This window comes from Pseudarthrobacter sp. NPDC058362, from assembly GCF_042723515.1.
Lineage (GTDB): Bacteria > Actinomycetota > Actinomycetes > Actinomycetales > Micrococcaceae > Arthrobacter.
Window position 1 is genome coordinate 516,206 of the sequence record NZ_JBHXIW010000001.1, and the last position, 21,957, is coordinate 538,162.

The 21,957-nt window shown below is 64.7% G+C and carries 26 protein-coding genes; 14 read left to right on the forward strand and 12 right to left on the reverse strand.

Annotation, left to right across the window (positions count from 1 at the left end; all coding sequences use genetic code 11):
* The first annotated feature begins 1 nt into the window (after position 1).
* Positions 2-1,450, forward strand: coding sequence for a dihydrolipoamide acetyltransferase family protein (locus ACFWIX_RS02435; protein ID WP_377214516.1), 1,449 nt, complete (start codon positions 2-4; stop codon positions 1,448-1,450).
* Positions 1,451-1,493: 43 nt separating this feature from the next.
* On the opposite strand, the gene rfbA is transcribed toward ACFWIX_RS02435, so the two are convergent.
* Entirely contained in the window at positions 1,494-2,378 is an 885-nt protein-coding gene (rfbA, locus tag ACFWIX_RS02440) for a glucose-1-phosphate thymidylyltransferase RfbA (RefSeq protein ID WP_377214517.1), read from the reverse strand.
* Between the two features lie 63 nt (positions 2,379-2,441).
* Between rfbA and rfbB the strand changes: the two genes are divergently transcribed.
* From rfbB to ACFWIX_RS02470, 6 genes are all read left to right on the forward strand, one after another.
* On the forward strand, positions 2,442-3,440 hold the full coding sequence (gene rfbB / locus ACFWIX_RS02445) for a dTDP-glucose 4,6-dehydratase (protein ID WP_377214518.1): 999 nt from the start codon (positions 2,442-2,444) through the stop codon (positions 3,438-3,440).
* A gap of 2 nt (positions 3,441-3,442) precedes the next feature.
* Complete coding sequence (locus tag ACFWIX_RS02450) at positions 3,443-4,852, forward strand: sugar nucleotide-binding protein (RefSeq protein WP_377214519.1); 1,410 nt, start codon at positions 3,443-3,445, stop codon at positions 4,850-4,852.
* A 161-nt stretch (positions 4,853-5,013) separates the two neighbouring features.
* Positions 5,014-5,874 carry a M23 family metallopeptidase gene (locus ACFWIX_RS02455; protein ID WP_377214520.1) on the forward strand — a complete coding sequence of 287 codons (861 nt, stop codon included), beginning with the start codon at positions 5,014-5,016 and terminating at the stop codon, positions 5,872-5,874.
* Positions 5,875-5,968: 94 nt separating this feature from the next.
* Complete coding sequence (locus ACFWIX_RS02460; protein ID WP_377214521.1) at positions 5,969-6,784, forward strand: MBL fold metallo-hydrolase; 816 nt, start codon at positions 5,969-5,971, stop codon at positions 6,782-6,784.
* A gap of 117 nt (positions 6,785-6,901) precedes the next feature.
* The gene (locus ACFWIX_RS02465; RefSeq protein WP_377214522.1) at positions 6,902-7,048 is read left to right on the forward strand and encodes a hypothetical protein; all 147 of its coding nucleotides are present in this window, start codon (positions 6,902-6,904) and stop codon (positions 7,046-7,048) included.
* A gap of 206 nt (positions 7,049-7,254) precedes the next feature.
* Complete coding sequence (locus tag ACFWIX_RS02470; RefSeq protein WP_377214523.1) at positions 7,255-8,508, forward strand: MinD/ParA family protein; 1,254 nt, start codon at positions 7,255-7,257, stop codon at positions 8,506-8,508.
* Here the strand turns inward: ACFWIX_RS02470 and ACFWIX_RS02475 are convergent.
* The 3 genes from ACFWIX_RS02475 to ACFWIX_RS02485 form a co-directional block, all read right to left on the reverse strand.
* Entirely contained in the window at positions 8,505-9,698 is a 1,194-nt protein-coding gene (locus tag ACFWIX_RS02475) for a hypothetical protein (protein WP_377214524.1), read from the reverse strand. The genes ACFWIX_RS02470 and ACFWIX_RS02475 overlap by 4 nt on opposite strands.
* Positions 9,699-9,784: 86 nt before the next feature.
* Positions 9,785-10,006: a hypothetical protein gene (locus ACFWIX_RS02480; RefSeq protein WP_377214525.1), complete on the reverse strand. Its 222-nt coding sequence runs from the start codon at positions 10,004-10,006 to the stop codon at positions 9,785-9,787.
* Positions 10,007-10,063: 57 nt separating this feature from the next.
* The gene (locus tag ACFWIX_RS02485; protein ID WP_377214526.1) at positions 10,064-10,450 is read right to left on the reverse strand and encodes a hypothetical protein; all 387 of its coding nucleotides are present in this window, start codon (positions 10,448-10,450) and stop codon (positions 10,064-10,066) included.
* 402 nt (positions 10,451-10,852) lie between these two features.
* Here ACFWIX_RS02485 and ACFWIX_RS02490 point away from each other — a divergent pair, with 402 nt between their 5' ends.
* Together ACFWIX_RS02490 and ACFWIX_RS02495 are read left to right on the forward strand one after the other, a co-directional pair.
* A complete protein-coding gene (locus ACFWIX_RS02490) occupies positions 10,853-11,332 on the forward strand; it encodes a DUF2975 domain-containing protein (RefSeq protein WP_377214527.1) in 480 nt (159 codons plus the stop codon).
* Positions 11,332-11,538, forward strand: coding sequence for a helix-turn-helix domain-containing protein (locus tag ACFWIX_RS02495; RefSeq protein ID WP_377214528.1), 207 nt, complete (start codon positions 11,332-11,334; stop codon positions 11,536-11,538). Before ACFWIX_RS02490 ends, ACFWIX_RS02495 begins: the two co-directional genes overlap by 1 nt.
* Positions 11,539-11,570: 32 nt before the next feature.
* Here the strand turns inward: ACFWIX_RS02495 and ACFWIX_RS02500 are convergent, their stop codons facing one another.
* From ACFWIX_RS02500 to ACFWIX_RS02515, 4 genes are all read right to left on the reverse strand, one after another.
* Positions 11,571-11,858, reverse strand: a complete 288-nt coding sequence (locus ACFWIX_RS02500; protein ID WP_377214529.1) for a hypothetical protein — start codon at positions 11,856-11,858, stop codon at positions 11,571-11,573.
* A gap of 105 nt (positions 11,859-11,963) precedes the next feature.
* Entirely contained in the window at positions 11,964-12,656 is a 693-nt protein-coding gene (locus tag ACFWIX_RS02505; protein ID WP_377214530.1) for a cation transporter, read from the reverse strand.
* Positions 12,644-12,970 (reverse strand): ArsR/SmtB family transcription factor, encoded by a 327-nt coding sequence (locus ACFWIX_RS02510; RefSeq protein ID WP_377214531.1) that lies wholly within the window; start codon positions 12,968-12,970, stop codon positions 12,644-12,646. The genes ACFWIX_RS02505 and ACFWIX_RS02510 overlap by 13 nt, the downstream gene beginning before the upstream one ends.
* A gap of 31 nt (positions 12,971-13,001) precedes the next feature.
* Positions 13,002-14,369, reverse strand: a complete 1,368-nt coding sequence (locus ACFWIX_RS02515; protein ID WP_377214532.1) for an ABC transporter substrate-binding protein — start codon at positions 14,367-14,369, stop codon at positions 13,002-13,004.
* A gap of 168 nt (positions 14,370-14,537) precedes the next feature.
* Here ACFWIX_RS02515 and ACFWIX_RS02520 point away from each other — a divergent pair, with 168 nt between their 5' ends.
* Both ACFWIX_RS02520 and ACFWIX_RS02525 read left to right on the forward strand, forming a co-directional pair.
* Positions 14,538-15,446 (forward strand): carbohydrate ABC transporter permease, encoded by a 909-nt coding sequence (locus ACFWIX_RS02520; protein WP_377214533.1) that lies wholly within the window; start codon positions 14,538-14,540, stop codon positions 15,444-15,446.
* Entirely contained in the window at positions 15,446-16,354 is a 909-nt protein-coding gene (locus tag ACFWIX_RS02525) for a carbohydrate ABC transporter permease (protein ID WP_377214534.1), read from the forward strand. Before ACFWIX_RS02520 ends, ACFWIX_RS02525 begins: the two co-directional genes overlap by 1 nt.
* A gap of 169 nt (positions 16,355-16,523) precedes the next feature.
* Here ACFWIX_RS02525 and ACFWIX_RS02530 read toward each other — a convergent pair whose 3' ends face one another.
* Positions 16,524-16,847, reverse strand: coding sequence for a hypothetical protein (locus ACFWIX_RS02530; protein WP_377214535.1), 324 nt, complete (start codon positions 16,845-16,847; stop codon positions 16,524-16,526).
* 205 nt (positions 16,848-17,052) lie between these two features.
* Here ACFWIX_RS02530 and ACFWIX_RS02535 point away from each other — a divergent pair, with 205 nt between their 5' ends.
* Entirely contained in the window at positions 17,053-18,579 is a 1,527-nt protein-coding gene (locus ACFWIX_RS02535) for an FAD-dependent monooxygenase (protein WP_377214536.1), read from the forward strand.
* Positions 18,580-18,609: 30 nt separating this feature from the next.
* Here ACFWIX_RS02535 and ACFWIX_RS02540 read toward each other — a convergent pair whose 3' ends face one another.
* The gene (locus ACFWIX_RS02540; RefSeq protein ID WP_377214537.1) at positions 18,610-18,954 is read right to left on the reverse strand and encodes a hypothetical protein; all 345 of its coding nucleotides are present in this window, start codon (positions 18,952-18,954) and stop codon (positions 18,610-18,612) included.
* 206 nt (positions 18,955-19,160) lie between these two features.
* On the opposite strand from ACFWIX_RS02540, the gene ACFWIX_RS02545 reads away from it, so the two are divergent.
* The gene (locus ACFWIX_RS02545) at positions 19,161-19,865 is read left to right on the forward strand and encodes an esterase/lipase family protein (protein ID WP_377214538.1); all 705 of its coding nucleotides are present in this window, start codon (positions 19,161-19,163) and stop codon (positions 19,863-19,865) included.
* The gene (locus ACFWIX_RS02550) at positions 19,862-20,773 is read left to right on the forward strand and encodes an LssY C-terminal domain-containing protein (RefSeq protein ID WP_377214539.1); all 912 of its coding nucleotides are present in this window, start codon (positions 19,862-19,864) and stop codon (positions 20,771-20,773) included. Before ACFWIX_RS02545 ends, ACFWIX_RS02550 begins: the two co-directional genes overlap by 4 nt.
* A gap of 10 nt (positions 20,774-20,783) precedes the next feature.
* Here the strand turns inward: ACFWIX_RS02550 and ACFWIX_RS02555 are convergent, their stop codons facing one another.
* Both ACFWIX_RS02555 and ACFWIX_RS02560 read right to left on the reverse strand, forming a co-directional pair.
* Complete coding sequence (locus tag ACFWIX_RS02555) at positions 20,784-21,242, reverse strand: hypothetical protein (protein ID WP_377214540.1); 459 nt, start codon at positions 21,240-21,242, stop codon at positions 20,784-20,786.
* The gene (locus tag ACFWIX_RS02560) at positions 21,235-21,867 is read right to left on the reverse strand and encodes a signal peptidase I (RefSeq protein ID WP_377214541.1); all 633 of its coding nucleotides are present in this window, start codon (positions 21,865-21,867) and stop codon (positions 21,235-21,237) included. Before ACFWIX_RS02560 ends, ACFWIX_RS02555 begins: the two co-directional genes overlap by 8 nt.
* Positions 21,868-21,957 lie beyond the last annotated feature (90 nt).

Genomic DNA, 21,957 nt, shown 5'->3' on the forward strand with positions numbered 1-21,957 from the left:
CATGAGTGACACGAAAGTATTCCTCCTGCCGGACCTCGGCGAAGGCCTCACCGAAGCCGAACTGGTCAACTGGCTGGTATCCGTTGGCGATGAGATCCGCGTGGACCAGCCCATCGCCGAAGTGGAGACCGCCAAGTCCATGGTGGAGGTCCCATCCCCATATGCCGGAACCGTCGCCGAGCTGCACGGCGAACCGGGGCAGACGCTCGACGTCGGCAAGCCGCTTATCTCGGTGACTCCCGCAGGTGCCACGCCGCAGAAGCCCGAGGAGGCAGCTGCCGAGACCTACCGCGAGGAGGAGAAGGCTGGGTCCGGCAACGTCCTTATCGGCTACGGCACCCCCGGCGGACACGGCGCAACCCGCCGCACCCGTGCGCCCAAGCGGGCCGCGACTGCCACGGTCGGCGCACCTTCAAAGGAGGCTGCGGCTTCTGAGCCCGTCTCCTTGGGGACCGACCCTGCCGAGGCGCCGGAACTCACCCTGCTCCGGACCCGCGTTCCCGGGAAGATCGGCGCCGTCATCTCGCCCCTGGTCCGTCGTATGGCCCGGGAGCACGGTGTGGACCTGGGCTCCGTGAGCGGTTCAGGCGAGAGCGGTCTGATAATGCGCCGCGACGTGGAGGCAGCCATCCATACCCCATCGGTTAAGACCGTTGAAACTGCGCAGGTTGAACCCTCCACGGCTCCGGTGCTTGAGCCCGCCACTGCCAAACAGGTTTCGGAGCATACTGATGCGCGGACCGGGCTGGGCATCTCTTCGCGTACGCCGGTCAAGGGCGTCCGCAAGGCCGTTGCCGCCACGATGGCACGCAGCCGCTCCGAAATTCCCGAGGCAACCGTCTGGGTGGACGTGGACGCCACCGGTTTGCTGGAGCTTCGCAAGGGACTCAAAGCCGGCGGTTCCCAGGTGCCTGGGCTGCTGGCCTTCATTGCACGTTTTGTCACAGCCGGGCTAAAAAAATACCCGGAGCTCAACACCCGGATCGAAACTTCGGCCGACGGATCCCAGGAGATCATCGGCTTTGACGGGGTCAACCTCGGCATCGCCGCCCAGACCGACCGCGGCCTGGTGGTACCCTCGGTCCGTGCCGCGGAGAAGTTGACCGCCCGGGAACTGGACGCTGAGATCCGCCGGCTCACCGACGTCGCACGCCAGGGCAAGGCGACCCCCAGCGAACTGGGCAGCGGCACCTTCACGCTGAATAACTACGGCGTGTTCGGTGTGGACGGTTCCGCCGCGATCATCAACTACCCCGAGGTTGCCATCCTCGGCGTTGGCCGGATCATCGACAAGCCATGGGTGGTGAACGGTGAACTGGCTGTCCGCAAGGTCACCGAGCTGACGCTCACGTTCGACCACCGCGTCTGCGACGGCGGCACGGCGGCGGGTTTCCTGCGATTAGTGGCAGACGCGATCGAAAGTCCGCAGGGGCTGCTGGCGGAGATGTGATCAGGGGTACCCAGTCCTTGCGCAGGAGACACCCAGAGATGAGTCAGTTCCCCTGTGCTGCCTTCGGGTCGTCGAGCAGGTCCAAGAGGTATTGGCCATAACCGCTCTTAGCGAGGGGGAGAGCACGATCGCGAAGCTCGTCGTCGTTGAGAAAACCTAGCCTCCATGCGATTTCCTCAGGGCAGCCAATGGCGCGGCCCTGACGTTTTTGAACGGTGCGCACGAAGTCGGCCGCATCGTTGAGGTCGTTGAAAGTTCCCGTGTCCAGCCAAGCTGTGCCCCTTGGGAGGATTTCTACTTGGAGTTTTCCACGGTCAAGATAAGCCCGGTTCACATCCGTGATTTCGAGTTCGCCGCGGGGGGATGGCTTCAGATCGCGCGCGATTTCGATGACCTCGTTGTCGTAGAAGTAAAGGCCCGGGACGGCGTAGTGGCTTTTCGGAGCGGTCGGCTTTTCTTCGAGAGACACTGCCCTGCCGGTCGTATCGAACTCGACGACACCGTACGCTTTGGGGTCGGCCACGCGGTAGCCGAAGATGGCGCCGCCGTCTATCTTGTCGAAACGGCGGAGCTGAGCACCAAGTCCCTGGCCGTAGAAAATGTTGTCGCCCAATACGAGTGCAACTGGACCCGTGCCTATGTGCTCGGCGCCTAGGATAAACGCCTGGGCAAGTCCGTCAGGGGACGGCTGTTGGCTATAAGTCAGGTTTACGCCGAACTGGGAGCCGTCTCCGAGCAGTCGTTGGAACTGGTCTGCGTCATGGGGTGTTGTAATGATCAGGATGTCCCGTATCCCCGCGAGCATTAGTGTCGACAGAGGGTAGTAGATCATCGGCTTGTCATAAACCGGCACCAGTTGCTTGCTAATTCCCGAAGTAATCGGATGAAGTCTGGATCCGGTCCCCCCGGCGAGAATGATTCCACGCATAGGAACATCCTTGCCGCCATTCAGAGTTCGGCCAAATCCAGCTGCTGTGGAACGATGATTTACATGCAGAATTTCCTCGTTACCGGTGGCGCGGGCTTCATTGGTTCCAACTTCGTCCGCTACCTGGTTGACAACACTCCCCACCACGTCACCGTGCTCGACAAGCTGACCTACGCAGGAAATCTCGAATCACTTGCCGACCTCCCCGACTCGCGCTTTGCGTTCGTGCGCGGGGATATCGTTGATGCCGGGCTGGTCGACAGACTGGTGGCCAAGGCCGACGTCGTAGTTCACTACGCGGCAGAGTCCCACAATGACAATTCGCTGCAGGATCCCAGGCCATTCCTGAATACGAACATCATCGGGACATACACTCTGATCGAGGCTGCCCGCAGATACGGTAAGCGTTTCCACCACATCTCTACCGACGAGGTCTATGGGGACTTGGAACTGAATGCTCCGGACCGGTTCACTGAGTTGACTCCCTACAACCCGTCCAGCCCCTATTCCTCCACAAAAGCGGGGTCCGACCTGCTGGTGCGGGCATGGGTGCGTTCGTTTGGCCTGCAAGCCACGATCAGCAACTGTTCCAACAACTACGGCCCCTACCAGCACGTGGAGAAGTTCATCCCGCGCCAGATCACCAACGTCATCGACGGTATACGACCGAAGCTGTATGGCAAGGGGGAAAATGTCCGCGACTGGATCCACGCTAGTGACCACTCATCCGCGGTTCTTGCCATTATTGACAGGGGGACCATCGGCGAGACGTACCTCATTGGAGCAGACGGTGAGAAGAACAACAAAGACGTTGTGGAACTCGTCCTCAAGCACATGGGCCAGCCGTCTGATGCATACGACCACGTCATAGACCGACCCGGCCACGACCTCCGCTACGCCATCGACTCCACCAAGCTGCGAACGGAACTGGGCTGGCAGCCTGAGTTCTCAAATTTTGACGCCGGTATTGAAGACACGATCGAATGGTACCGGGACAACGAAGCATGGTGGCGTCCCCAGAAAGCCGCTACCGAAGCCCGCTACAAGGCCCAAGGCCAATAACGATGTCAATCGAGTTCTCCAAAAGGCTAGCTGCCCACGAAACGCCCATCCCCGGCGTAGTCCTCTTCGATTTGCCGGTCCACGGCGATAACCGCGGGTGGTTCAAGGAAAACTGGCAGCGTGAAAAGATGGTGGCGCTCGGGCTGCCGGACTTCCGCCCGGTGCAAAACAACGTCTCTTTCAACGCGAAGACCGGCACGACCCGGGGCATCCACGCCGAACCGTGGGACAAGTTCATCTCTGTAGCTACGGGGCGGATTTTCGGAGCCTGGGTGGACCTGCGTCAGGGCCCGTCGTTCGGTGCAGTTTTCACCGCTGAATTGGATCCCAGCCAGGCGATCTTCATTCCGCGCGGCGTGGGCAACGCCTTCCAGACCTTGGAAGACAACACGGCGTACACGTATCTGGTCAACGATCACTGGTCGGCGGACGCGCAAGGGAACTACACATTCCTCAATCTCGCGGACGAAGAGGCTGGGATCGGGTGGCCGATTCCCTTGGAACTGGCCGAACTCTCCGAAAAGGACAGGGCCCACCCGCGGATGGCCGAGGTGGCTCCAATGCGACCTAAGAAGATCCTGGTCATCGGCGCGGACGGGCAACTGGGTAAAGCGATGCGCAGCGTGTGGGGCGCCAATCCGTCGGTGGAGTTCGCATCACGAGCTGAGTTCGACCTCGCTGATGCAGATTCCTTCCGCAGCCGGAACTGGAACAATTACTCAACGATCGTCAACGCCGCAGCCTACACCGCGGTGGATGCAGCGGAAACGGCTGAGGGGCGGACAGCCGCCTGGGCGATCAACGTGACAGCAGTCGCGCAGCTTGCGCAGGTAGCGGTCGCCCACGATCTCACACTGGTTCACGTGTCGTCGGACTATGTCTTCGACGGCACCCAGGGATCGCACCGTGAGGATGAGCCGTTCTCCCCGCTGGGCGTCTACGGACAGACGAAGGCAGCAGGGGACGCCGTGGTCAGCGTCGTCCCACGGCATTACATTGTCCGTACGAGCTGGGTGGTGGGCGATGGACACAACTTTGTCCGGACCATGGCATCGCTAGCCGAACGCGGAGTTGAGCCCTCAGTGGTCAACGATCAAGTGGGCTGTCTCAGCTTTGCTAGCGACATTGCTGCGGGCATCGTGCACCTCCTGGAATCCCGGGCTGCGTTCGGAACCTATAACCTCAGCAACGACGGCCCGCCGCAATCATGGGCTGACGTTGCCGCCACGGTATACGAACGGTCCGGCAAATCCCCTGCAGCAGTTCGGGGAGTGAGCACTGCGGCGTACTTCTCCGGTAAGGACGCCGCCCCGCGCCCCGCAAACAGCGTCCTTGACCTCAGCAAGATCAGGGCCACAGGATACAATCCAAGGACGGCCGAAGATGCGCTGGCAGACTATCTGGGGAAGTAGGCCAAGCTCGCTGTAACGCAGATGGCTACGATGTTTGCACCCCGAGGATGACGCATCAAACCCCAAGATTTCCCCATCCCGCCAAAGCCCCGTGAAGGGTTTGCCTAGGTTATCCACATAAGCGCCTGTTTTTGCTTTCTTGGCGCCGGCGCCGTGCTCCCATGGAAGAAACCACCGTAAATCTCCGCCTCGCGGCGGCTTCCATGGGAGATCTTTTGGGGAAACATCTGGCACGGGCAGCTGCACGGCGCAAGGCACAGCAGCGGCGCAGCATCATCCGGCTGACCGTCGGCGCGGGAACGGCCGTCGTGGCACTCTCGGCCCTCGCGCTGACCGCCAACGGCGCCGTGGCCACCCCGCAGTCCGTACCGTCCAACGCCACTGCCGCGGACGGAGCCGCCGTAGACGCTCCCGAAGCCGGTGCAGCGGTGGCCGTCGCGGCGCCGTCCTCCGCTTCGCTGTCCTACACCCGCACCACCGTGGCCACCATGGCAAAACCGAAGCCCAAGAAGCTGAAGCTGGCCGTAGCCGCGGCCACCCCGGTGCGGCCCGCCGCCGCGACCGTCGCCCCGGCTGCCCCGGTGCGGCCTGCCGACGGAGCCCTGCTGGCGCCGCTGGAATTCCTCAACCCCAGCTCACCGTTCGGCCCGCGGACCAGCCCGATCACCGGCAAGCCCGGCGAGTTCCACTGGGGCAAGGACTTCGCTGCCCCCTGCGGCACCGGCGTCCACGCCGCCGACGAGGGCGTTGTCCGCGCTGCCGGCTGGGCCAAGGGCGGCGGCGGAAACCATGTTGCAGTGGACCACGGCAACGGGCTGGTCACCACCTACAACCACCTGGCAAGCATCGGCGTCCGCGAAGGCCAGGCCGTCAAGCCCGGCGAGCTCATCGCCACCGTGGGCACCACCGGCTCCTCCACCGGATGCCACCTCCACTTCGAAACCATCAAGAACGGAGCGCATACGGATCCGGCCGCCTGGGAACTGCTTCCCGTGCGCCCCGCGGCGGCCGCCGTACGGTAGCTCCCGGCGCTGGCTCCCCGAAACTCCATGCCCCGGTAGGTAGAATCGACGCCAAGACGAACGAACACTGCTTTGCCGGAGGTACGGAGAAACAATGTCAGAATGGCTCGAAGTCGGCGCGGACAACTATGTGCTGGTCACCGAAGGATCGCAGCTGAACACCGGACTCGTCGTCGGATCCGAACGGGCCATGGTCATCGACACCGGTTGCGGGCCGCGCCAGGGCAGGCAGATCCTCGATGCGGTGCGGGAAAAGACCCAGCTGCCCCTCGTCGTCGTCAACACCCACGCGCATTACGACCACTTCTTCGGCAACGCCGTGTTCGCCGAGGCCGGCGTCACGGAATTCTGGGCCCACCAGAACTGTGCCGCGGAAATCGACGAGCGCGGGGATCTGCAGCGCCGCTTCGTCGGCACCTTGGAACCCGAAATGTCCGCCGGCGAAGGCGAGAACGTGGAACTCGTTGTCCCCAACGTCATCGTCAAGGACCAGCCCATCCTCGTGGACCTGGGCGGGCTCACCGCCACCCTCTTCTACCTGGGCCGCGGCCACACCGACGGCGACCTTCTGGTGGGGACTCCCACCACCCTGTACGTCGGCGACCTCGTGGAACAGGGCGCCCACCCCTCCTTCGAGGACTCCTACCCGGAGGAATGGGCGGACGCGCTCCGGCATATCTCCGCCCTCCGCCACCGCTACGAATTCCTCATCCCCGGCCACGGCCAGCCCTGCAGCGACCAGTTCGTCAAGACCATGGCCAACACCATGAGCACCGCCGTCCGCCAGGCCAAACAGTCCATCCGGGACACCCCGTCGGACGCCACCAAGGCCATCCCCGTACTGCCCTACGGCCCCGAACAGTCCCGCTGGTTCATCAAGCGGCTGCAGGAGACCCGGCACGACCACTAAAGGCTCCGCGGGGCTCGCCTGTCACGAAGTTTGACGTGACTTGTCAAACGCGCGGAGGCCCGGTAGCGTCACGCGTGATCCGACATGGGGGATCGACCGCGACCACTGGAGGCACTGATGGCCTTGCACGACTATGCCCTGGCGCTCTGCGCGCTCCTCGGCACCTTGCTGGTTCCATTCGCCGTCCTGTACCAGCTGCTGCGGCATAAGCGCCGCACCGTCCCGGCTCCGGTCCCCGCCGCCCCGCAGAAGGACCAGGTGTAACCGTGCCGTACGTCGACATCAACCCGCACAAGAACCGGCCCAAATGGCAGGGCTACACCGTTCTGGTGCTCCTCCTGATGGTCACCGTTTCGGTGGTGGGAGCGGCGCTGACCCGCGTTTGACCACGGCATCCGTGCCAAAAACCCCTAGACTTACTGTGAAAAGCAGTGTTGCAGAACCTATGCCGAACGTCCGGGGGGACAGACATGCCTGATCCGGCGGATCACAACGCACGCGCCCATGCAGACGATGCAGGGCAGCCGCCGCTGCGCCGACGCCGCGACCTTCGTCGCGCCGCAGGCGACCTTGGCGATGCCCGGACAGGAACCATGCCAGCCGTACCCCCACCCCCTTCCAAAGCGCCCGACGCCGGCACCACAGACCTGCGCCGATCCTCCTGGGCGGAGGCGGCCGCCGCAGCCGGCGAGACAGAGACGGCGGGGGAGCCGCCGTCGTCGGACGCCGCTCCCGAAACCCGGACCTCCCGCCGCGCCCGCCCCACCGTGGCGGATACCATCGCCGGCAGCCCCATGCCGGACTTCATCAGCTCGCCCGGCCTCTTCGTCAAGGAGCAGAAACCGCGGCCCGTGGGCGGCGTCCGCGGGGCGTTGTACAGCCTGACCGGCGGCGCCGTGAACCTCGGCCCCGGCGCCCGGCAGCGCGAGGAAGAGGAACTGGAGCAGCGCATCTCGCGGCAGCTGCAGGGCCACTACAACACCGCGATCCTCAGCCTCAAGGGCGGAATCGGCAAGACATCCACCACCGTGGGCGTGGGCCTGACGCTTGCCCAGTACCGTGGCGACGCGCCCTGCGCCATCGACGCCAACCCGGACTCCGGCGACCTGGTGGAACGCGCGCTGGGGGAGGGCATCTACCAGCAGTCCGCTCCCCGCACCATCAGCGACCTGCTGGAAAACATCGACTCCGTGGACTCGCTCACCGCGCTGGCCCGATACATGCACCACGCCGGCCGGCTGCACCTCATTGCCGGCGAGCAGGACCCTGAGGTCTCGGACTCGCTGACGGCCGAGGAATACCTGCGGATCCGCCGGCTGATCTCCTCCTATTACACGGTGGCCCTGACCGACTGCGGCACCGGCGTCACCCACAACGCCATGCGCGGGATCCTGCAGTCCGCGGACAGCCTGGTCATCGCCGCCGGGTACGCCGTCAGCGGCGCCAAGCGCGCCCGCAGCACCCTGCACTGGCTGGCCAGCCACGGCTACGAGGAGCTGGCCCGCAACGCCATCGTGGTCATCACCGACAAGGACGCCGTCTCCTCCCGGGTGGACAAGGACGCCATCGAGGACCACCTCGCCGGGATCTGCCGCGAGCTGATCGCCGTGCCCCACGACCGTGGAGTGGCCGACGGCGACCTGGTCACCCTGGACGCGCTGCGCCCCGAAACGCGGCGGGCCTACAAGGAGATCGCCGCGGCCATCGTGGACGGGTACCGCTAAGGCCGCTCCCCGTGAGTGGCCCGTGCCAATAATGTTGACCGCGCTATGTCCAGGAGTTCCGTGCGGCTACCCCTGAGGCGAAAAACGGCCGAAAGCAGCAGATTGATATAGCCGTGCCCAACCCATGTGGAATCGTCTGCAAGTGCTGCCCCGATCGATTTCGGATCCAACGAAATAAACGTCAGCTCGCTCGACTCCCAGTCGTCCGGCGCAGCGCCTAGCTTTCGCGCGCTGTGAATCTCGGCATTTGTCCATTTGGTCTGGCTCAGATTCACATGGCCCAATAAGGCCCACTCGTATCGGGTTACGTCGCAGATCAGACTGTGAAAAGTAATCCTTTGCCGGACGTCGGGTTCCCCGCTCAAATCAATTCCGAGTTCCTCCTCAATACCGCGAAGCGCAGTCAGATAGGGATCAGGAAGGTCGGTCTTTGCGTTGATGTCTGCAAGCGCCATTCCCTCGTTGACCGAGACATGACGTAGGTTCTTCGCACTGCTGGCTTTGCCGCTCCGCTGGGTCAGCACCAAGTGGTCGTCTGCCGTCTCTACCGTGAGATTGATGCCGAAGGAATTGGACAGGCCGGGGAGAACGTCCCACAGGTCCTCTGCGGAGAGGTCCCGACCAGCGTCATCAAGGCTCTTATAGCGATTTTCCCAAGCCTCGGCGATGGCTTGAAATGAGGCGTAGTCGGTGACGGCGTAGCCGAGGTCAATGGTGGGTTCTTCATGGTTGCCTGTCCGGCTGATCCTGATTCTCCTCAGAGCGACTTTCTGCGCGTTCCAGGCTTCAGGAGCGGCCTCCAGTGCCATCCGTTTTTCCAGAATGGCTGCCTCGAGAACCGCAGGTGACGCCGGGCGCAGCGGTTCGCGAAGGCTTTGAATGAGACTTGGCGCTGGCTGGTCTGGAAGCCTGCTCGCGGTCAAGTGACGTTCGGAAAACCCGCGTGGGGCAAATTGCCGTATGTAGATCTGATGCTTGGCGGCACCAACCGCAAACGTTTCGGAAAGGCCGATTAGCTTGGCGTCCTGAGCCGTCCTGCGTCTGCGAAGAAATTTTCCGGCCGTGACATTCCAAACCGGGTGAATAACCCGGCTGGTGATATTAAGGAACTTCTCGGCAAGAATTCCTGCGACGGCACCACCTACAGTGGTTGATGCATAGGAGAGCGTTTCAAATAACCAAAGAGGCACGCAGCCAGCTTATGTGAACAGCGTGACCGTTTCGCTGGATGGTCGAATCGACACGGCGCAGTGCCCGGTCTAGACCCCTCCCTAACTCAGGCCGGGACGTCCGGTGCCTCCTCGTCGAAGCTGAAGCCGCAGGCGCAGCGGTAGGTGAGCGGGCCGCCGTCGTTCTTTTCGTCTGCCCGCTCTGGCGGATGTTCCGCGAGCAGCTGCATCGGCTCGCCGCAGTGGATGTGGGTGGCCATCATCTTCAGCAGCTGCGGGTCCTCCACGGGACGGTAATGGACGCGTGCGCTGGGCTGTACAGGGGTCATGGGTTGCTCTTTCCAAGTGTGTTCAGCAGGGACTGGCACGGGGCACTGCCGACCCGTCTATGTCCTGCTGATGGAAAGTTCCGCCAGTGTGAGCGCATGGGATTCCGGTTGCGCCGGCGGCCCGGTGGAGAGGACGGCGTCGCCCGGCAGCCGGTGGAACAGCTGCGGAGGATCCACCACGCCGGTGCGCAACGGGGCAGGTTCACCGCGCGGGGCGAACCTGCGCTCGGAATCGTCCGACAGCTCTTCCGGGTCACTCGAGGCGCCGGGCTCGTCAGAGCTGGTCACGGCGGCCGCAGCCGGGAAGTTGTTGCCGGGGAGGTCGTAGCGGGTGCCGTGCGAATAGGTGGCTGCCCCGGTCAGGAGGAGGGCTGCCAGGACGCACACGAAAAGGCTTCGCAGCGACCGGAGGCGGCGAAGCGGGCTGACAGCTGGCCGCCTCATCGCGGCCACTTTCCCGTTTCTCAAAAGCACCTCTTCCAGCGTAGCCCACGCCCATGTGCCATGGGTCACACCTTGGTTACTTTTGATCAGTCGCATCCGCCCCGCTTCGCTGCACCAAACGTCCGCTCGGGCTGGGACGCCCGGTTTTCTTGAGCGAACCTTTGGGCGGTTCTTCGGCGGTTCCTGAGCTTCCGGACTTACCTTAGGGCTAAGAATCCGGGCGCGGAGGGAGCGGTAGCAATGAGCATCACCGAATACGTTGTGGCCCTGGGCGGAATGCTGGCCTCCATCGGGGCGGCCGGGCTGGCTGCCGCGGGCGTGATCCGCTGGAAGGCCCGGCATTAGGCCCCGAGCTTGGAGCTATCAATTGACTTTCGATAGGTTTTGATCGAAGCTCAATCTATGACTGCAACTCGCCTGGCCGTGCCGGCTCTTCGGATCGTCCTGGTGGTGGCGTTTTTGCTGCTGCTCGTCTTCCAGACCCTGTCCCTGCCCGGGCAGTTCGCGCACATGGCCCGGGAGAACCCGAACGACGCCCCGCTCCAGTGGCCGCTGACCGTCTTTGCCGTGCTCGAGTTGGCATGCGTGCAGGTGGTCATCATCAGCACGTGGAAGCTGCTCACCCTGGTCCGGCACGATCGCATCTTCACCGCGGCCGCCATGGTGTGGGTCAATGCGATTGTTTGGGCCATCGCTGCCGCCTGGCTGATGCTCGCAGGGGTGAGTGCCGCCGTCGTACTCAATGCAGACGATCCGGGCCTTCCCATGCTGCTGATCCTGCTGCTGGTGGCCGGTGCCGCGCTGGGCCTTGTGGTGGTGGTGCTCCGCGCGCTGTTGAGCCAGGCCACGGAACTGCGCGCGGATATGGAAGCGGTGATCTGATGCCCATTGTGGTCCGGATCGACGTGCAGCTGGCGCGGCAAAAGATGAGCGTGGGAGAGTTCGCCGAGCGGGTAGGCCTGACGCCGGCCAATGTGGCAGTGCTGAAGAACGGGCGCGCCAAGGCGGTCCGGTTCAGCACGCTTGAGGCAATGTGCCGGGTGCTGGACTGCCAGCCCGGCGACCTACTGGAATTTGTGGAGGAATAGTCCCGCCTGCTGTGCAGCAGCGGGCGGTCGCTTCAGCTCCTGAGGCTGCTGGCCGTCACCTCGAATTCCTCAACGGCAACGATCTCCCGCTTCTCCGCCGCGCTCACTTCGTTCCTGATCCTGTTTGCGGCCTCGCGGCTGGCGGCGATACTTTCCTCGCTGTCCCAGAGCGTGATGGAAAGATCCTTGCCGTCTTTACCGCTCAGGTAATAGATGCCTTGGCAGCCGGGGATTGCCAGGACCGCTTGGACGGTCTCGTCAGGGACCGAATCCGAGACAGTCTCAGGCCCTGTTTTGTATGTGCTGACTCTTGCGAACATTGCAGTTCCGCCCCTTTGAATGCCTGGGATGGGCGGCCCCACTGGCAGGGCCGGTTTCTGAACCCAGCCCATAAGGCGAACTTTACGCCCGTGCCAGGGCTGCGGCTACGGCTTCCTGCAACCCTCGCAGCAGGCCTCTTCAGCCGCTGCGGCTGGGCCATCAGGCACAGCCGGAACGGTGCAGCAGGCGTCACCGCGCCAGGCGTTGATGCCCTCGCGGACGGCGATCGCGGCGATGGCCAGGGCGGCAACGGAGTCGGCCCACCACCAGCCCAGTGAGCTGTTCAGGAGCAGGCCAACCAGCAGCACGGCTGAAAGGTACGTGCACAGCAGGGTTTGCTTGGAGTCCGCCACGGCCGTCAGTGAACCGAGTTCCCGGCCCGCCCGCCGCTGCAGCCAGGACAGCAGCGGCATGATTGCCAGGCTGAGTGCGGCGATGACCAGACCAGGCGTGGAATGTTCCGCCCGTTCGCCGCCGATCAGAGCGCCCGCGGCATCAAACGCCACGAATGCAGCCAGCGCAAAAAACGAGAGGGCAATAATCCGCAGCGTGAGGTGCTCGCGGCGTTCCGGGTCCTTGGCGGCGAACTGCCAGGAAAGCGCGACGGCGGACGCCACCTCGATCAGCGAGTCCAGCCCGAAGCCGAGCAGCGCCGCGGAATCCGCCTCGCTGCCAGCCCACAGCGCCACTCCCGCCTCGACCAGGTTGTACGAAATGGTGAGCGCGGCGAAAAGGCGGATGCGGCGCGTGAGGAGGCTCCGCCGTCGTACGTCCAGTGCGGTGCTCACGCGCGGCATGTCCCGTCCGGAGCGCAGCAGGCGGGGTCCACGGCAAGCACGACGCCGATCAGGTCGCGGATGGCGTGGCCCAACCGGCCGTCGGCCAGTTCGTAGCGCGTTCGCCGGCCGTCCGGCACCGCCACCACCAGCCCGCAGCCGCGCAGGCAGGTGAGGTGGTTGGACATGCTCTGCCGCGACACCCCCAACGCCTCCGCGAGGTCCGAGGGGTAAGCGGCTGAACCGGACAGTGCCAGCAGGATCCGCGCCCGCGTGGGGTCCGAGACGGCGTAGCCGAACCGGGCCAGCACCGGGGCGTGGGTCAGTGTCTCCATACCTCCCAGAGTACATCCTGGGATGTACTAATCAGGAACCGCTCTGGTCGAACGCCCGCTTGGCCGCTGCCTGTGCGTCCTTGAGGGCCTGCTCGGCCGGCTTGGTGCCCAGGAGTGCGGACGCGATGGCGTTGTTGAGCTCGGTCTTGATGGCCTGGCCCGCGGGGGAGGCGCCCAGTGATTTCCCTTCCGGCAGGACGTCGTAGAACGTGCCGATGGTCTGGTCCAGTCCGGCGTTGCCGCTCGGCTTCACGAACTGCTCGCGCACCAGTTTGTCGGCAGAGGGTGAACCGGTGAAGAGTCCGGTGTTGACCGCGCCCGGCTTCGAAGCGATTTTCTCTGCCCGTGCCTTGCCGGCTGCCTCCCACGCGTCGTCGTTGACCAGGGCAGTCATCCATGCGCACGCGGCATCGGCGTTCTTGGCTCCGGCGGGTATGACGAACGAGGTGCCGCCGGCGACCGTGAAGGGCTTGCCCTCCTTGTCCTTGAACGGCGTGGCACCGATCTTGACGTCAGGGTTGGCCGAAGTCAGCACGTTCACGTACCACTGCGCGTTGACCTGCGCGCCCACCTGGTTTTTGGCGAACTGGTTGTCCTTGCCGAAGGTGTCGAACGAATCTGAGAAGCTCTTGGCCTTCGCGTAGCCGCCCTGCGCGTCGTAAATCTCCTTGAGGAAGTTGACCGCCTCAACGTTGGCCGGATCGTCCAGGGCCGGGGCGCCGTCGTCGTCCATCAGCTTTCCGCCCTGGCCCAGAAGCCACAGCTCGCCCTGGCCGCCGGCCACTGGATCAAAGCCCAGTGTGCCGGGCGTGCCGCCCTTCGCTTTGTACGTCTTCGCGATGGCTGCCAGCAGCTTGTCCTTGTCCGAGGTGTCGATGTCCTCCGCCGACACCCCTGCCGGTTCCAGTACCGCAGGGTTCGTGATGATTGCCGCGGGCTGGTAGAACTGCGGCACCGCCCAGATCTTGTCCTGGTAGGTGACCTGCTCGGTCACGGCCGGATAGAACTGCTCCGCCGGGTCCATCTCGTGGGCCTTGAAGCAGCCGTCGAGCGGCTTGATGAGGCCCTTGGCTGCATACGTCGCCACGAAGGCGCGGTCCATCTGCACCACGTCGGGCACGTCTCCGCTGGCGGCCCGGGTGGTGAACTTCTGGGCGTCGAAGGACGTCTCGTCCATGGTGATCTTGACGTCAGGCATCTGCGATGCGGCGTAGTCCATGCGGGCCTTCCCCACATCGTCGGCGTTATCGAAGGCCCACGCGCTGAGTGTGCCGGTCGCTTCTTTCTTGAAATCCGCCGCTTCTTCGGGGGAGTTTTCCTCTCCTCCACCACACGCGGTCAGGGTCAGGACGGCCATGGTGACAACTGCCAAACTCTTCTTGGGAAGACGTGCTTTCATAGGTTCCCGGTTCCATTCATCTCAGAGCTGTCAGGAAAAGCTTCGGCCTGGAGCTAATGTAAGTATGCTTACTCAACCGAAAGCTAGCTGAAGGAACATCCGGAAGCAAGCGCGGCCGATCGCGTCATCCGGCCTCGTTGGGGGCGGACCAGAGCGGGAGGAGATCTTATGGGAACGCGGAAGTACAACCGCCGGGAAGCGCTGGCGGGGTATCTCTTCATTTCTCCCTGGATCCTGGGATTCACCGTCTTCATGCTGGGGGCAATGGCCTACAGCCTGGTGATCTCCTTCAGCCGCTACAACCTGGCCACCGACGTGGCAAGGCCCGCCGGCATCAAGAACTACACGCTGCTCTTCGAGGACCCCAAGGTGGCCGTCTCCCTGGGCAACACCCTGTTCTACGCCGTCATGGCGGTCCCGCTGGAGATCTGCGTGGCACTCGCGCTGGCTCTGCTGCTGAACCAAGTGGGGCGCGGCGCCGGCTTCTTCCGCACGGTTTACTACCTTCCCAAGATGACGCCGTCGGTGGCCACGGCTGCGGTGTTCCTCCTGTTGCTCAACGGAAACACCGGCGCCATCAACCAGGTCCTGGGATTTTTCGGCATCGCGGGTCCTCAGTGGCTCATTGATCCCGCCTGGGTGAAGCCGTCCATCGTGCTGATGACCATCTGGGGCGTGAGCGGGACGATGGTCATCTTCCTGGCCGCGCTCAAGAGCGTGCCGAAGGAACTGTACGAGGTGGCTGCCCTGGACGGGGCGGGGCCCGTGCAGAAGTTCTTCAACATCACACTGCCGATGATTTCCGGGGCCATGTTCTTCAATGTGATCGTCCTGACCATCGCGGCCCTGCAGGTCTTCGACCAGGCCTACCTGCTGTTCTGGCGGGACCAGACCAACGCGTCCCCGGAGGCCTCGCTGTTCTACGGCATCTACCTTTTCCAACAGGCGTTCCGCGAGTTCAACTTCGGCTTCGCTTCAGCCATGGCGTGGGTCCTGTTCCTGATCATCCTGGGAATCAGCCTGGTCCAAGTGAAGCTTGGCAACAGATTTGTTTACTACGAAGGGGAGAAGCGCTGATGGCCACCACCTCTGTCCAGCAGCAGGCGCCGCAGCTCCCTAAAATCAGCTCGGGTAAACCCAGGGCTCGGCCCCGCTTCGGCAAGATTGCCTTGTGGGCGCTGTTGCTGGCCATCAGCGCGGCGTTCCTCTACCCGCTGGTGTGGCTCATCGCCGCCAGCCTCAAGCCACGCGGCGAGGTGTTCGACAACGCCCTGATCCCGCGCACGTTCACCCCCGAAAACTACATCCAGGTCTGGTCCGAACTGCCGCTGGTGAACTGGGTGACCAACAGCTTCCTGATCGCGGTACTTGCGGCCTCCTTCGTCACCATCAGCAGTGCCATGGTGGCTTTCGGCTTTGCATACTTCCGGTTCCCGGGGCGGAACTTCCTATTCGGACTGGTCCTGGCCACCATGATGCTCCCCGGCGCGGTGACGATGGTGCCCCAATACCTGATCTGGAAAAATCTCGGCGCTCTGGGGACCTGGATTCCGCTCTTCGGCATGAACCTCTTCGGTTCGGCGTTCTACATCTTCCTGCAGCGGCAGTTCTTCCTCGGGCTGCCGCGTGAACTATTCGAAGCGGCCCGGATCGACGGCGCGAGCTACTTCGGACTCTTCCGCCGGATCGCCCTCCCGCTGTCCGTCCCCTCGCTGGTAGTGATCTTCATCTTCGAGTTCCAGGCCAGCTGGAACAACCTGCAGTCGGCACTGATCTACCTGAACGCCGGGTCGGTGGAGGGCTTCACCGCGCCGTTGGGTATCGCTTATGCCATGACCAGGTACAGCCCCACCAACGGCGGCCAGGGCGACTACCAGTTCGTCATGGTGGCCACCCTTATCATCACCCTGCCCATGCTGCTGCTCTTCGCCTTCGGACAGCGGCACTTCATTGAAGGCGTGGCCACCGAGGGGCGCAAGGGCTGACGGGCGTCCGCGTCGCCGTTCAGTTTCACGGCGTCCTGTTTAAACCCAAAAGTGCAGCTACCCGTATCTTCAGGTACAGCTGCACTTCGGAGGTTTTAGCACGGCCTTGCGGCCAAAGTTTGGGGGCTTCCCTGGGCCCGTAGCTGGGCGCGGCGGGAGCCGGAACGTTTTATGCGGCGAGCGGCGCGGCTGCCTGCGCGGTGGCGCGGCGTGGTGCCAGGACGCTGATGGAACACGGCGCCTGCCCGGGGTCGATTTTGACCGGCAGGTGGTGGGTCTCCGAAGACGCCCGGAGCATTTCCAGGGCCGCCTCATCCACGCGGGCGTGGGAGATATCCAGTTCCAGATCGAGGCCGTTCTTGAGGGAGTTTGCCCTCTTGGCCACTACATACAGTGCGTTGACGCTGTGGACGGTGATATGCCCCTTTGCAATCACCTGCGCCTTGGCGTGGTCCAGATCCACCCGGACCACGATGTTGAGCTTCGAATTCATTTGTTGGAAAAACCTTCCCCTGCATTGGCTGCGACGCTGCAGCTTCTTGCCTTGGCCGTTTGCATCAGCCTCAACCAGAGTAGGGGCCGAGTGTGACGTGCGCAACATTTACGCGTTTATTACATCGGATGGGCATATTCGACTCTGGGCGTGGCACCCGTTCCGGCGCAGAATGGGGGGACCACACGGGGACGGGACGGGGCCGATGCAGCGGGATCCAATCGACGTACTGATCGTGGGCGCCGGACCCACGGGGCTGACCCTTGCCGTCCAGCTGGCCCTGCTCGGGGTGCGCATCCGGATCATCGACCGCAGCGCGGACCGGGTCCACGAATCCCGCGCGCTCGCCCTCCAGCCGCGCTCCCTGGAGGTCCTGGCCGGACTCGGCGTGACGGACGGACTCGTGGCGGCCGGCAACCGTGCCGTGCAGGTCAAGCTGCACCTCCGGGACCGGGTCCTCTCCGTGCCGCTGTTCGACCTGGGTCTCGAGGACACCGAATACCCCTACCTCCTGTTCCTGTCCCAGGCAGAGACCGAGCGCCTCCTCGAGGAACGGCTGGCCGGGCTGGGCATCACGGTGGAACGGCAGGTGGAGCTGACGGACCTCACCCAGGACGCCGGTTCCGTGACGGCGGTGCTGCGCCACGCTGGAACCGGCCCTGCCGCCGACGAGACTGTGCGCGCCGCCTACGCCGTGGGGTGCGACGGCGCCCGCAGTGCCGTCCGCCGCATCGCCGGAATCCCGTTCAAGGGCAGCACCTACCCGCAGACCTTCCTCCTCGCCGACGCCGAAGCGGACGGGCTCGAGCGCGGCGCCGCCCATGCGTTCGCCTCAGCGAAGGGCATTTTGCTGTTCTTTCCGCTGGGCTCCCCGGCCACGTGGCGGCTACTGGCCATCAAGCGGACGACGGCGGCCCGGCCACCGGGCGCTCCGGAGGCCACCTTGGATGAAGTCCAGGCAGCCGTCGATGACTACACCGGCGGCACGGTGCGGCTGCACGACGCCGCCTGGATCACGGAATTCCGTATCCACCTGCGCGCCGCCGCCCGCTACCGGTCCGGCCGGCTGTTCCTGGCCGGCGATGCCGCGCACGTCCACAGCCCGGCCGGCGCGCAGGGCATGAACACCGGCATCCAGGACGCGGTGAACCTCGGTTGGAAACTGGCGCAGGCCCTCGCCGGCACCGGCGGCCCCAATCTGCTGGACACGTACCAGGCCGAGCGGCAGCCCGTGGGCAAGGCGGTGCTGCGCCTGAGCAACCGGCCGTTCCGGATCGCCACGTCCCTCAATCCGCTGGTCAGGTTCGCCCGGTCCCGGGTATCGCCGGTGGTGGCGCCCCTGGCCGCCAAAGCCACGTGGGGGCGTGCCCGGCTTTTCCGCACCATTTCCGAGCTCGGGATCGGTTACCGGCGCAGCGCGCTGTCGGTCAACGGGCCGGGCCCGCGGGTTAACTGGCGGCAGGTTAGATGGGGGCGCGTTAAATCGCGGCACAGCGGACTGCGTGCCGGAGACCGGCTGCCCGATACGCCCGTGGTCTACGAGGGTGAAACCACCACCCTGCACCGGGTACTCGCCGGCCCGGCATGGCACCTGCTGCACTGGCGCCTGCCGGATGGAGGCGCGGCTCACTACCTGGTGCGCCCGGACGGGTACATCGGCTACTGCTACATGGGAGATAACGACGAGGGGGCCGCCGGGCTGGCGGAGTACCTCAACCGCTGGGTGGGATGACGACGGCGGACGCATCCCGCCGTCGTACGTTCACCCCACCGTTTCCGGGAGCCTCCCGGTGAGCACCGTGACGGCGGCGGCGGACCAGCGCTCGCGCTCCGGTTCGTACGAGATGACCACCGACTCGTCCGACTCCTTTGCCTCATCCATGGACAACAACAGCGCATCCTCCACGTGCCTGGCATACTCAAGCCGGTCGGCGAGGCTGCCCTGGAGGTCGGCGTCGTCGATGAGCGCGTGGCCCTTGCCGTCCACGATGACCTTCAGGGAGTACCCCTGTTCCTCGTGCAGGGAACCCCTCGTGGACGTGATTTCGGTGATTCTGTCTGCCCGGACCAGCCCGTTGCCCAGCGTGCGGATCCATACATCACCCATGGAAAGACCTCCTTGTGGTTGGGGGCGCGGAACAGTGCCCCTAAGGCGAAATGTACTCCTCCGCGGCCCGTTTGTGACCCCCGGATTTTCGTGTGCCTGGCTGCGCAGCGACGCGCGGGCTCGCTGCGCAGGGACAGTCCCTGCGCACCGAACCCGGACCTCGGGCCGCAGGCAGGATCGGGGGAGTGGACCGCTATCCTCGAGACATGACTGAATCCGCCCTCGAGGCCCGGCCCGGCCCCGCACAGAAGGCCCTCTGGTGGCTGCAGGACTACCTGTACGCGGCGGGCTGGCAGGTGCGGGGGATGCTCTCGCGCGTGCAGCCGGGGTCGTTCCACCAGGGCCACCGCAGCCCCGTGGTGATCATCCCCGGTGTGTACGAGAACTGGCAGTTCATGCTCCCGCTCATCCATGCCATCCACGACGCCGGCCACCCGGTCCACGTGGTCACCGTCCTGCAGCGGAACAAGCTGGAGGTCCCGGTGGCGGCACGGCTGGTGGCCCAGCACCTCGAAGAAGCCGGGCTGCGTGATGCCGCGCTGGTGGCGCACAGCAAGGGCGGGCTGATCGGCAAGTACGCCATGCTGAGCCTGGACCCCGAGCAGCGGATCAGCCGGATGGTCACGGTGTGCACCCCGTTCCTGGGGTCGCGTTACGCCCGTTACATGCTGCTGCCCAGCCTCCGGATTTTCTCTCCGCGCAGCGCACTGACCCGGGAACTGGCGCGCGAGGAAACCATCAACAGCCGGATTACCTCGCTGTACGGGCCGTTCGATCCGCACATTCCCGAGGGGAGCGTCCTGCCCGGGGCCACCAACATCGAGCTGCCCGTGGCGGGGCACTTCCGGATCCTGGGCGACCCGGAAACCGCGCGGATCATCGTGGAGCAGCTGAACCTTCCCGGGCAATGACCTTCAACGGAAAATACAACGGCGGCCGGCAGGCGCCGCTGGAACCTGACCACTCGCCGTCGGGCAACCCGGCAGAGCGGCGGCAAAGCAGGTGGGCCACTGTCCTGGCGGTTCTGCAGCGGCTGCTGTACCTGCTGGTGACCGTCGCCGTGGGCTGGGCGGTGTACTACTTCTTCCTCGCGCGGCTGGCCCGCGGACCTGAACAGGCCTGGGTATTCCTGCCCGTGTGGCTGATCCTGGCCTACGCCCTGCTGCCGCGCATCCACAAAATCCTTAGCAGCCTGTACATCCCCGATTACTTCATCGGCCGGGCCAGGACAGGCGACGGTGTGCTCGGCGACCCCGTGAACCTGGCGGTGGTGGGGACCGGGGAGGAGCTGCGGCGGGCGATGCGGACCGCCGGCTGGGTGGAGGCGGATCCGATAACGCCGGGGACGGCGTGGCGGACGCTGACCTCGACGGTGCTGGGGCGGAGCTACCCGGAGGCCCCGGTCAGCGCGCTCTACGTCTTCGGTAATCGGCAGGACCTGGCGTTCCAGCGGGAGATCGACGGGAACCCGCGCAAGCGGCACCACGTCCGCTTCTGGAAGTGCCCTGACGGGTGGATGCTGCCGGGCGGCCTCTCCGTTGACTTCGTGGGGGCCGGGACCTACGACCGCAGCGTGGGGCTCTCGCTCTTCACATTCCAGATCACGCACAAAATCGCCGACCGGACCGACGAGGAACGGGACTTCATCATCGAAACGCTGCGGATAGCCAAGGCCGTGCAGTCCGTCCACGTCATCCGCAACTACTCCAGCGGCTACCACCACCGCAATGGCGGCGGTGACTCCATCCGCACGGACGGGCACCTGCCCATCATCGACCTCTACCAGCCCGGCCGGCCGGATACGGGTTCGGCCGGATAGGCTCGGTTGCTTAGCTGCAGCTGACGGTGCGGGTCAGCGGGGTGGCGCTGCGCCAGGTGTTGGTGGAGTTGACCGGTGTGTAGAGCCCGCGGACCGTGTACGTGTAGTCCACGGTGCTGCCCTTTGCGGCCGAAATGGTCAGCGTGTGTGACTCAATACTCCCGACGGGCTGGACCCGGTTGGTGCTCTCGGTCCCGCTGGTGATAGTGACGTCCAGGAAGTTGGCGTAGGGAACGGTCTCCCTGACGTTGACCGTCAGCGTGAGGGTCTTCTTGCTGGAGCACACCGGGACCACACTGGTGTCGGTGGGGGACCCGATGGTCGCGGTGCCCACCACGGCCTGGGCCACTGCCTGCGTGGTGAATGCCGCCTGGGCTGCCGGGGCTGCCGCAAAGCCCAGCAGCAGGCACCCTGCCGAGGCGGCGGCGGCCCAGCACGCAACGGCGTCCCTGGCCGCGGGCCTAGCCATTCTTCCCGGTGGACAGGGCAGGCTCCCGCCGCCAGATGGAACGCAGCACACCAAGCACCAGGATCGCAGGCGCGCCGTACATCAGCGAGTTCAGCACTACAGGCTCGCGGAGGGCGCGGACGGCATGTCCAAGGGCAGGAACAGTGAATACGTGTTTGTGGACGGTTTTGCCGTTCAACGATGCTTCCCAGGGATCCACGCCGTTGTTGGCATCACCCTTGGTGCGGACCGCCGTCGAGCCGTCCGCGGCAGTGAACACCTTGGTGACCCGGTGTGTCTCCACCCTCCTGTCCTCAACCGGGATGCGGTACGTGATGATGTCCCCAGCCCGGATATCGGAGACAGGCACCGGGACGGTGACCACGACGTCGCCCGGATTGATCAGGGGGGACATGGACCCGGTCAACATGGTGGAAGTCTGGTAACCGAAGATCCGGGGACCGACGGCGAGGAACAGCAGGGCGGCGACGGATATGATGACCAGCCCCGTGGTGAGGACGCCGACGGCGCGGCGAACTACTGCCGGCACGGAAGAAGTCCCGCCGTCCACGTGGGGGGTGCGGGGACGGCGGGACAGGGTGGGGGTGCTGCCGGTGGTTACCGCAGGATCGGTTCCGATGCTCATCGCGGTGCAGCCCCCTGGGTTGAGTTTGTGATCCTGCGGTGGTGTTGCCCGGCGCAGCCAGCTTCTCGACGGCGCCGGGCAAATCTCGGT